Source organism: Aetokthonos hydrillicola CCALA 1050 (genome assembly GCF_017591665.1).
Taxonomy (GTDB): Bacteria; Cyanobacteriota; Cyanobacteriia; order Cyanobacteriales; family Nostocaceae; genus Aetokthonos; species Aetokthonos hydrillicola.
Map to the genome: position 1 here is coordinate 1 of NZ_JAAKGC010000152.1, position 9,369 is coordinate 9,369.

At 42.1% G+C, this 9,369-nt stretch carries 6 protein-coding genes; 3 read left to right on the plus strand and 3 right to left on the minus strand.

Annotated features, from left to right (window positions below):
• Positions 1–129 precede the first annotated feature (129 nt).
• Together G4P69_RS33760 and G4P69_RS33765 are read left to right on the plus strand one after the other, a co-directional pair.
• Positions 130–330 carry a hypothetical protein gene (locus G4P69_RS33760; RefSeq protein ID WP_208344759.1) on the plus strand — a complete coding sequence of 67 codons (201 nt, stop codon included), beginning with the start codon at positions 130–132 and terminating at the stop codon, positions 328–330.
• Positions 330–1,826, plus strand: coding sequence for an ATP-binding protein (locus G4P69_RS33765; protein ID WP_208344760.1), 1,497 nt, complete (start codon positions 330–332; stop codon positions 1,824–1,826). Before G4P69_RS33760 ends, G4P69_RS33765 begins: the two co-directional genes overlap by 1 nt.
• Before the next feature lie 47 nt (positions 1,827–1,873).
• Here the strand turns inward: G4P69_RS33765 and G4P69_RS33770 are convergent, their stop codons facing one another.
• From G4P69_RS33770 to G4P69_RS33780, 3 genes are all read right to left on the minus strand, one after another.
• Positions 1,874–2,131, minus strand: coding sequence for a hypothetical protein (locus G4P69_RS33770; RefSeq protein WP_208344762.1), 258 nt, complete (start codon positions 2,129–2,131; stop codon positions 1,874–1,876).
• 1,002 nt (positions 2,132–3,133) lie between these two features.
• Positions 3,134–6,310, minus strand: a complete 3,177-nt coding sequence (locus G4P69_RS33775; protein ID WP_208344764.1) for a CHAT domain-containing protein — start codon at positions 6,308–6,310, stop codon at positions 3,134–3,136.
• 1 nt (position 6,311) lies between these two features.
• Complete coding sequence (locus G4P69_RS33780) at positions 6,312–6,632, minus strand: hypothetical protein (protein ID WP_208344766.1); 321 nt, start codon at positions 6,630–6,632, stop codon at positions 6,312–6,314.
• Between the two features lie 1,303 nt (positions 6,633–7,935).
• On the opposite strand from G4P69_RS33780, the gene G4P69_RS33785 reads away from it, so the two are divergent.
• Complete coding sequence (locus G4P69_RS33785) at positions 7,936–9,264, plus strand: DUF7380 domain-containing protein (RefSeq protein ID WP_208344768.1); 1,329 nt, start codon at positions 7,936–7,938, stop codon at positions 9,262–9,264.
• The last annotated feature ends 105 nt before the right edge of the window (positions 9,265–9,369 follow it).

Sequence of the window (9,369 nt, forward strand, 5' to 3'; positions counted from 1 at the left end):
CTTTTAACGTTTTTAATAGCCTCTCCTTCTGCTCTTGAGAGAGATGGTTTTTTGCTGGCATATGTCGAGTAGTGATCGCTTGTTTACTTAATCCCACATTATACAATCAAGCTGCGCAGCAGCTTACTTGTGCAAAGATTACGTGATTTGGAAAGCAAAGCTATAGTTGAAAATCTTCAATCAACTACAACTGTACAACAATCCAAACAAGACAAGCGCACAGAATTGTCACAGCCGAATTTTGAAGAGGTAACATCTGCTTCTAAGTCTTTTGTAAATACACAAGTGTTGGATGTAACACAAATACCAATATTAGAGGAATACCACTAATGTCCGAAATGGATAAGCAAAAGTTGCTGGCACAATTCAAGGAGTATGCTGTCTTACATCCGCAGTTGGCAAGGGTCGATGCACATCTGTTGCGTGCAATTCGAGAACCAGCAGGATTTGCTCACGTACTGGTCTATGGGCCTTCAGGTGTTGGAAAGACGACCATGATACGACAAGTTGCCAAACGGTTAAATGAAAATGATATTGGTTACACACCATCTAACGGTTTGGGTATCAACCGTCATATACCTCAATTGCCTCTATTAGTTATAGAAACACGACCACCAGATGCTCAAGTATTTAATCGCACTGACTATTACCGTACTGCACTTAAGCTGTTAGACGAGCCGTTTTATGAGCGTCGAATGCTCGTAGACATTGAAGCGACTGAGACATGGGAGAAAAAAGGGCGCGGACGTAGCAGTAGAACTTCCCAATTTAATGAGTCCCCAGAGCTACGCCATGCATTAGAAGAAGCAATGGTTAAACGTAACGTCCGAGCAGTTGTCTTGGATGAAGCGCAACATTTAATGAAGCTTGGTACTGGAAGCAGCGCTGGCAAGCTTTTAGACCAGTTGGATTGGATTAAATCCATGACGAATGTTACAGGGGTACTCCATATTCTGATTGGTACTTACGAAATTTTAAATTTCCGGAATTTAAGTGGTCAGGCTTCGCGGCGTGGTTTAGATATCCACTTTCCGCGCTACTTATACCAAAACGAAAAAGACCGTCTGGATTTTCAAGCTGCATTATTAGCACTCCTCAAACAAGTACCACTTAATACTGATATTCCTGAATTAATGCAACGATGGCTTTACTTCTACGAGCATTCTATTGGTTGTGTTGGAGTGCTTAAAGATTGGCTTATCCGAGCCGTAGCAGCAGCTTTAGATGATGGAAACGATTCGCTTTCGTTCAAGCAATTACAGGAACACAGTTTAACTTTACCCCAATGTGAACGCATGGCTCTAGATGCTACTGAAGGCGAGCAAAAACTTAGCTACATGGAGAGCCGACGGGAACATTTATGGCATTTGCTACAAATCGGCATGGATTCCCCGGATATACCGGCTAGTGCAGATCCATTGGAAACCTTGCCCACTAGTAGCCCCCCAAACCAACCTCCGTCGTCGCCACCACCCGCAACAAAGCGCACTCGCAAAAAATCAAATACGCCCACTCCTACCACTAGCACTGATGCAACACAAATTGAGATACCTATAGAATCACCCCCAAAGAAAAAACAGACTCGCAAGAAAGCTGCATCTACTACTTCTAATGAAATTGACCAACAGGCACTTGCACAAAACAGCCCCAACCCGATTGAGACTCCAGACGCCCCAGCAATTACAATCGGGGCATCGCCAGAGCTTGGAACTCAAGACGAGAACATGCTTGAGCAAGCAACACCTAATAACAAAAAAAAGTCGGGTACTCGCGTTGGACAACGCAAACCTAAACGAGATACTGTTGGAAAAAGTACCAGTAGTTAAGTTTTTGACCCAACAAATATAAGAACATCGAAAGCTGGATGCAGCGTTCATTGGTATGTCCAGATTGAACGCACAGGTGCTCCCGCATCATAGCTCCCATCGACTCCAACAAGTGGGTCGTCAGTATCCCAAGCCAAGAGGGGGGAGGATTTAGACGCGGCTGCTTTTCCCTGGCGATGAGCTGCTGCGCTTACCCAGCAAGTATCACTCCAGGGAAAAGCTGTCCGACGGCTGAAAGCGAAGCGTGCCTCCCCCCTCGCCCGTGCTCCACCTGGATGCTTCTGTGACCCCAATGAAGCTGCCACAACCTGAATGCTCTGTTACCGCTCCTTCCCCTGCTTCAAAGCTTCAAACTCTTGTTGTTAGTTTGCTTTCCAAAAGTTGGTCTTTTATTGATAATTTTTCTTATTTAAAAACTCATTATTCAGATTATAAATCATATCTTGTCCTAAGTTATTTTCAACCATATTGTATGCCTTGTAGTTAAAATATCGTTGAAATCAATGCCGTTGTTTGTACCGATACTCAAATTTCAATGAGTTCATCGCTCTTTGACTCTTGAGTGCCTTTGAATCTGAGTCCAATCTGAGTTGAGTTTAAAACCTACGGTTGTTTCCAAGGGCTAAGTAGGCTCTTTTTTCAACCATCTGCATGTCACTTTAAAGCATCCGCATGTCCTAAAGTCGACCACAAATCTAGTTTTGACGCACTCCATTTTCTTGGTTTGTATTCAACAACTTATGGACGTAATATGGTTGAGAATTTCGACATCCGGTCACGATTTGACATAAAATGTCATGTTTTGTTTGGCTGCAACCCCTGATATTACCTTTGCTTGGTCAAGCTATGGTTGAAAATTTTGGTCACGCAATGGTTGAAATCACAGCGACGATGGAGAGCTTGTATTGCAAAAGCAGTAATTTAGATTATTCCTTCTGACATCAACGTGTCGCACAGCGGGGGTCATGGTTCTTTCCGCAGTCGGGACAAGCCTGCTACATAATGGCGTTAGAAGCGTTGCTTTCTCACTGTTGGCAACGCAGTTTCAGAAAATTTGGTGGCTGCAACCTTACCGCAACTGCTGTAATCAAAGAACTTCCCTTCCGGGTGAGGAGCAGCAGAAAGGACTGGGTATGACCAAGTGATCGCCGCATTCCTGCAACTGGTGCGATCTCTTTGAAGGCTGATCACTTCGATAACGATTGTAAAAAAGGCGATCGCACCACAAAGTCATCTCTCCCAATTGAGCATCGGCTCAATGAGTATACTGTTTTTAGATTTTGTCGAAAGTAGCAATGGTAAGTTTTTCATTTCCTCTCACTCCTCCATATTTTTTCGATATTATTTCTTGTTCGCGTTAAAAATTTATTCCAAATTTTCCTAAAAATTGAACAAACAATCCATTTTTTTGGTTGCTGTTCTGCTACGAGCTGTTGCTGGTGACGATTTGTCTGTTTGAAGTTAATTATTGTTGGCTTCGCTTGCTGTTTCTCTATATTTAGAATAATTTCCCTAAGTGTCTGTATCTCTTTTTGGAACTGAAGTTGCTGATAAATAGCTAATGAATCCTTCAAGTATCTTAAAGCTCTTGTAATATCCCGTTCTTCATCAGCTAATAATTGTCCCAGCATTGCAAATGTTGCAGCCTTTCCTTGTATATTACCAGTATCTCCATCAATTTCTAGAGAATATTGATATAGAGTAATAGCCTCTTCTATATATCCCCTTTTTACTTCAATAGATGCTATTTCATGCAATGTTGCAGCTTCTGATATAGGATCATTAATGCGTTCAAAAAATTCTAGATTTTTCAGGTGTAGTGGTAATAGAATATCGCCTAAAACATAGAACCCGATATTTGTTGTAGCCTGTACAGCATGTGCAGCCTGCTTCCAAGTACTAACTCCTAAATCGTTGAAAACAGAAGATTTTCGGTAAATCTGTAAGGCTTTTTCTATATCACCTTGGCAAGCTTCTATTCCTGCCATAATAATTGTTTTGATGTCTTCCTCTTCTAAAGGGCATAAATCTAAGGCTTGTTGATAGTGTTCTAAAGCTTTTTTATTATCACCAAGCTTTCTTTCAGACCGAGCAAGGTTGTGAAAAATACGAAAATCTGAAACGATGTTCGCTGTAGCTTGGCAGATTCCAATTACCTCACGAATTCGACGCTGGTTGTACCATTTATCTGAGAGGGCACTAGCAACTTGTGCGGCAATTACTCCTTCTTTCCCCTGCAAGGCCAAACGATGAATTTCTACTAATTGCGCCTCCACAGAAGTTTCAGCCCCTTGATACCAAAGCCCATATAGTACCTGTGCAGCACTAGCATAGAGAGGTTCTGCTTGATCAGGAAACTCTAAAACAGGAGCAAGAATCCGAGAAACACGGTACAGATCACCCTTCCCCTTTCCAATTGGAGAAGGAGAAACTTGGGTAAGTTCTAGTAAACCTAAGGTAATAGCTCGGTAGATATAGTTTTCTAAATTAGGGATATTCCCACAAATGCCTGCAATAGCAGATTGAGGAACAGGTAACTCATACACCAGCGCTAAACTTAGCATTTTTCGTAAGTCATTTGGTTGCTGTTTAAGCAATTCTTCTGCTAGGATGTCTTCGCGGAATTTGCTTTGTGCCTGTTCCATTTCCGCTAACATCGCCCCTTGGTTCAGGTTTTCGGCTTGTAAAATCTTATCCAACCACTCCAACAAGCGTGGATTGCCATCTGCGATCCTCTTAGCACGTTCCTGTAGGTTTTGTGTGACTTCTGAGGTGGAATTGAATGATGCAAGACGGTTGTATTTTTTACGTAAATCTGCTCCACTCAAAGGTGCTAAAACTTCTCGGTACAAACGCTGACTCAAATTCGTTTCTGGTAGTAGAAAGTCGTAGCGAGAGGTGATAACAACTCGGTGCGGAAGGCGGGAATTAACAATAGCTTTTAGTAAAGCCAACAACACATCCACTACTGACGATTGCAAAACATAAATTCCGTCAGCACGGAGTGTTAAATTGGCTTCAAAGTCATCTAAGACAAAGACAAATCGCTGTTGCGGTTGATTTAGTCCTTGCTGCAAAAACTTCAACAGACGCTGCATTCGCGGTAACGTGCCATGTAACAGATCTAATCCAACTTCTGAGGTACACTGTTCCGCCAGCAATCTTAGTAGTTTGGCCTCATCCAAACCGCGATAGACAAATATCCTGTCATAGCCAGTCATTCTTTCTAGCAGTCTTGCAGTTACTGTACTTTTGCCTACACCTCCCATTCCGTGAATCAACACCCCTAATTTACTAGGCATACGAATTGCCTGAAGACAGCGTTGCAACGTCCGCCTCCGTCCAACAAATTCCTGGGGTGTGGCTACCCTCACCGTTTGAGTAGTAGGATCTAAAAACTGTTTGTATGCAGGTTCTGGTGGGAACCAGATTTCATCGCCTAGCGATTCTACTAATGCATCTGGACATTCTCCCCGCACATACAGCCGGAGTAAGTGCCAATCTGTCACTTCAGCTTTTAGCAACTGCTGGTAAGTACTTGCAAGGGCTTGTGTGAGGCGATATCCTGCTGCTAACTTTCCATACAGGTAAGCCGCAGCAGTAGTAGCAGTACGGTCGTACACAGGGCGACCCCAGCCTAAAACGGCTGTAGCACCTTGATGAATCAATTCCTCTGCTAAGGAAGGTACTACCCCAATATCAGCAGCTTGTGCTGTCCGGCATCCGGACAAAAATACTAACTGTGGTGGACGAAAGCGAAATACTTCCCAAATTTCTTCAGCAGTAGCATTGTAGCGTTCTCCGGTTTGTGTTTCGGTAATAAAATATGGGCAACTTGGAGAACCTTCTTTTCCCTGGCGAATCGAAGCATGTCCGGTTATGTGGAAAACATCAAAAACATCAGTGTATCTACTCCAAAGCTTACTTAGCTCAGTAATACAACCACTTTCTTCTACCCGCAAAATTAGGGGAAAATCTTTTGTATCCTCTAAAATTTTGGCTTCTTCCTGCTCAAAGTCCAGCTTAGGTTCTACACCTTCCGGGTCAGTAGCCATAAACAATACCCGCAATGGTCTTGCTTCTACGGCTTTCTTTTCGGTAGCTTTGTCTAGCCAACGTACTGGTAGCACTACAGGATTGACCCGCTTGACTAAAAAATCTTTGCCGTCATGTAACACTTCCCAAGGCAAGTGAGCAAGTTTTTCTCCTGTATCAATTGCTAAAGCTAATCCATCCCTGGGACAGCTTTCAATAGCTCGGCTCAACCAGCGCCCATCTCCATCCAACCAGAAAAATAACCGCTGCCCCATTCCTTCTAGGTCAGGCAAGGGTTTATAATAATTTTGCTCCCCTAATAGTAGTAGATCTTGGATTGTTGCTAAATTTAGCTCTTGCATTTCATATCGGTGCGGTTGCTTACAAAAGTAACGTAGCTCTACCCAATTGTGTTCAACCGCTTTTAGCTGAATGTGGAGGGTTTGCATATCATTTTTCTAAAGCTTTCAGGACTTGACAAATCTCCTCTATTGTTGCTTTTTCCAGGACAATTCTGCCATTCTCGCTTAAAATAACGACATCAAATTGCTTGCCAGAATGAGATTTTTTCCATTCCTGATACCATTTACGTATCTGCTCGGCTAAAGCTACGGTTCCACCGGTAATGCCGACAATGGTAGCAATAACAGCTATCGTACCCTCTTTTTGTTCGGGAGCCTCGGAATTTCCAGATATTCCAGGAATTTGCAGTAAAGCCTCAGCCGCTTCATCTGCGCCTTCGCCCTCAATTCCAATTTGAATTACTGTCATTTTTCACCTCAGGAGATAATAAAACTTATAGCTATACAAATAAATTCCTATGCTCTATCAACATTATTTTTCTAAAAAATAAACTTTACTATACATTAGTAATGCTCTACCGAACACAAGGTTAAGAAATGCTTCCTTAGGTACTTAGCAGTAATAAAATGTTCAGTGTTCACTAGCTTAGAAGATTCGGCACTTGCACAAATTAATTACACCTGTGACTAGTGGTAAAATCTTTTTTTACATTAAAACATCAGCAGCTCTTAAAAAAACTAGCCTGCAAGTCACTAGGGCTTTTTTTAGAGTTTTGTGACATTTTTCTATATGGAAAGCGCCTGGTGATTCTGCCCGATTTAGCGAATGATTTAAGGGCTACCTATAAGTGAGGGTGCAGCGAGTGTACTACGTCGAAATCTTTTTTCTTGAATGGACGATACTTCCATCTACACGCTATACGCCTAGTTCTCGAAGCGATCGCAGTCCTAGTGCAACTGAGCACAATCAAATAAAGTTTTCTTTGAAGAGCGATAGGTGATCGCTCAGGAACTGGATCAAGTTATAGGGAAACAGAGATCGCGCAAGCAGAACCAGAATCACCGAACCTGGGATCAAGATCCAAACTATTCACTCTGCCAAAGGATTGCAGTACCGTGCTGTTATATTTATGTGAGCTGACCATTTACCAAGGCAGTTTGGGGATAATCTAGAAGAGTCCGAACGGAAGTTAATTTATGTTGCTTTGACTCGCCCAGAAGATTTTCTAGCGCGCAGTGCCTCTGGTAACTCACCTTTTATCAGTGAAATTGAAAATTCACATAAAGTTGATTTGGCGTAAAAATAGCGCAAATGGTTCAGGGGGGCCGATTAAAAAACCTTTAGTAGTTGGCGATCGTGTAGTCTGATTTTCCTGCTGCGGAAGTTTATCAGGCGATCGTATTCTACTTAGTGAGGTGGGATCTGGCGATCGCCTTACGCCTACGGTTAATTTTTCTGAAGCCTGGTCGACAGAGGATAGTGTTACTGCCAGTCTGGCTAGATTTTTCTCACGTTACCAGCTTTCAGTTGTTTATTGGTACTTACTTAAAAAATATTTTTAAGGGCGTTCCGTTTAATTGCCCTAAGTAACTCTGTATGTAGCAGTCCTAAATCATTTGTGGAAAAAATAAGTACAGTGTACATCCCACTTCTCTATTGTCTCCGTTAAACCCTATTTCTCTCTTGTCAAGCAGTATCTCCGTGTAATTACTGTTAATTGTATATACACCAATTTGGCATAGTAGAAAATGCCCTAAAATGAAGCTATGCCATGTCACCACAGGATAAACCTCTTACAAAAGATGATTTCATTAACTCTTGCTGGAAGGATCTAATAAATAACAGCGAAAGAAAAGATTGTCGTACTTATTTCCAGGCTTTCTGGAAAAAAGCTCGAGAGGCAGAAGAAGTAGGAAATGTTAGAGAACAATCCGTTTATGCTATTTTAGCAAGTGTAACCAGTCCAGCGATCAAACCTGAGTCAACAGAAGAATTTTTTGCTGACGTTTTCAAGAATCTTACAGATGAACAACTAAACTTTCTTGCTGAAATTGTTGTTGAAATCTCTGATTCTGAACTTCAGGCACGACTAGCAGATATTCTTTGGGTTAAACAACGTAACTATAAGATGGCGCAGTTAGCAGTTTCGACTTATCTACAATCTGCAACAACATTAGAAAATCCGCATGATTGGATTTACTGTTTTGATAGAATCGAACGAGCATTCCATTTAGCACAAAAAATTAATCATAAGAAAGATGAGGTAGTTTTACATATAGAGGCTGTTCTTGATCGTTATAATGGCGAAGACCCTAAGTGGCTAACTTCCAAGTTATTGGGGCTATTGCAAAAATACCGACTTGGAGACCCTATTAAACATGCAAATGTTGCCGAAAAAGCTGCATCCTTTGCAGAATCGGCGAATGATTGGCGTAAGGCAAGAACACTTTGGGAAATTAAGGCGGTATGGCATCGCCTTGAGAAAGACTACGAAAAAGAACGTGTTGCTTCGATGCTAGCTGCTGAGACTTACGTCAAGGAAGCCGAATCTTTTCTTAAAGAGAATCCACCGAGTTACCTAGCCGCATCAAGGTTTATGCAACAGGCTGTTGAAGCTTTTAGAAGCATTAGCGGCACTAAAGAACAAACTGTAAATGCCAGAGCAAGAGCGGAGGAGGTTCATAAGCTCCTTCTTCAATATCAAGAACAAACTCTTAACGAGATGATTGTTAGCTCGCACGAAATTGATGTTAGTGAGTTAGTAGAGCAAGCAAGAAATCATGTTCGGGGCAAAAACTTTCAGAATGCCCTTTTCGCATTAACTCTGCTAGGCGCTCCGACTAATGTTAGTGAATTAAGGAAACAAGTACAAACGCAAGCTTCTGAGTTTGTATTTTCCGATCTCTTTCCAGCAGTCATGGTAAATGAAATGGGTAAGGTTGTTGCTCGTCAACCTGGTTCAGTACTCTCTACTAATCCTGACGAAGCTGAGGCTGCAACTAATTTTCAGATGTATCGGAATGCTATCTACAATCAAAATGTGCAAGCCCAAGCATATATCGAGCCTGCTAGGTATCAACTGGCGTTTGGACTAATCTAGTGTCGACCAGCAATTAACAAGCAGGGGCGCGACAGAGGGACTCAACTTCAAGTTTGAAACTGAGTCAAGCTGAATCATCAGGAAATTAGCCGAAACTAAGCAGCA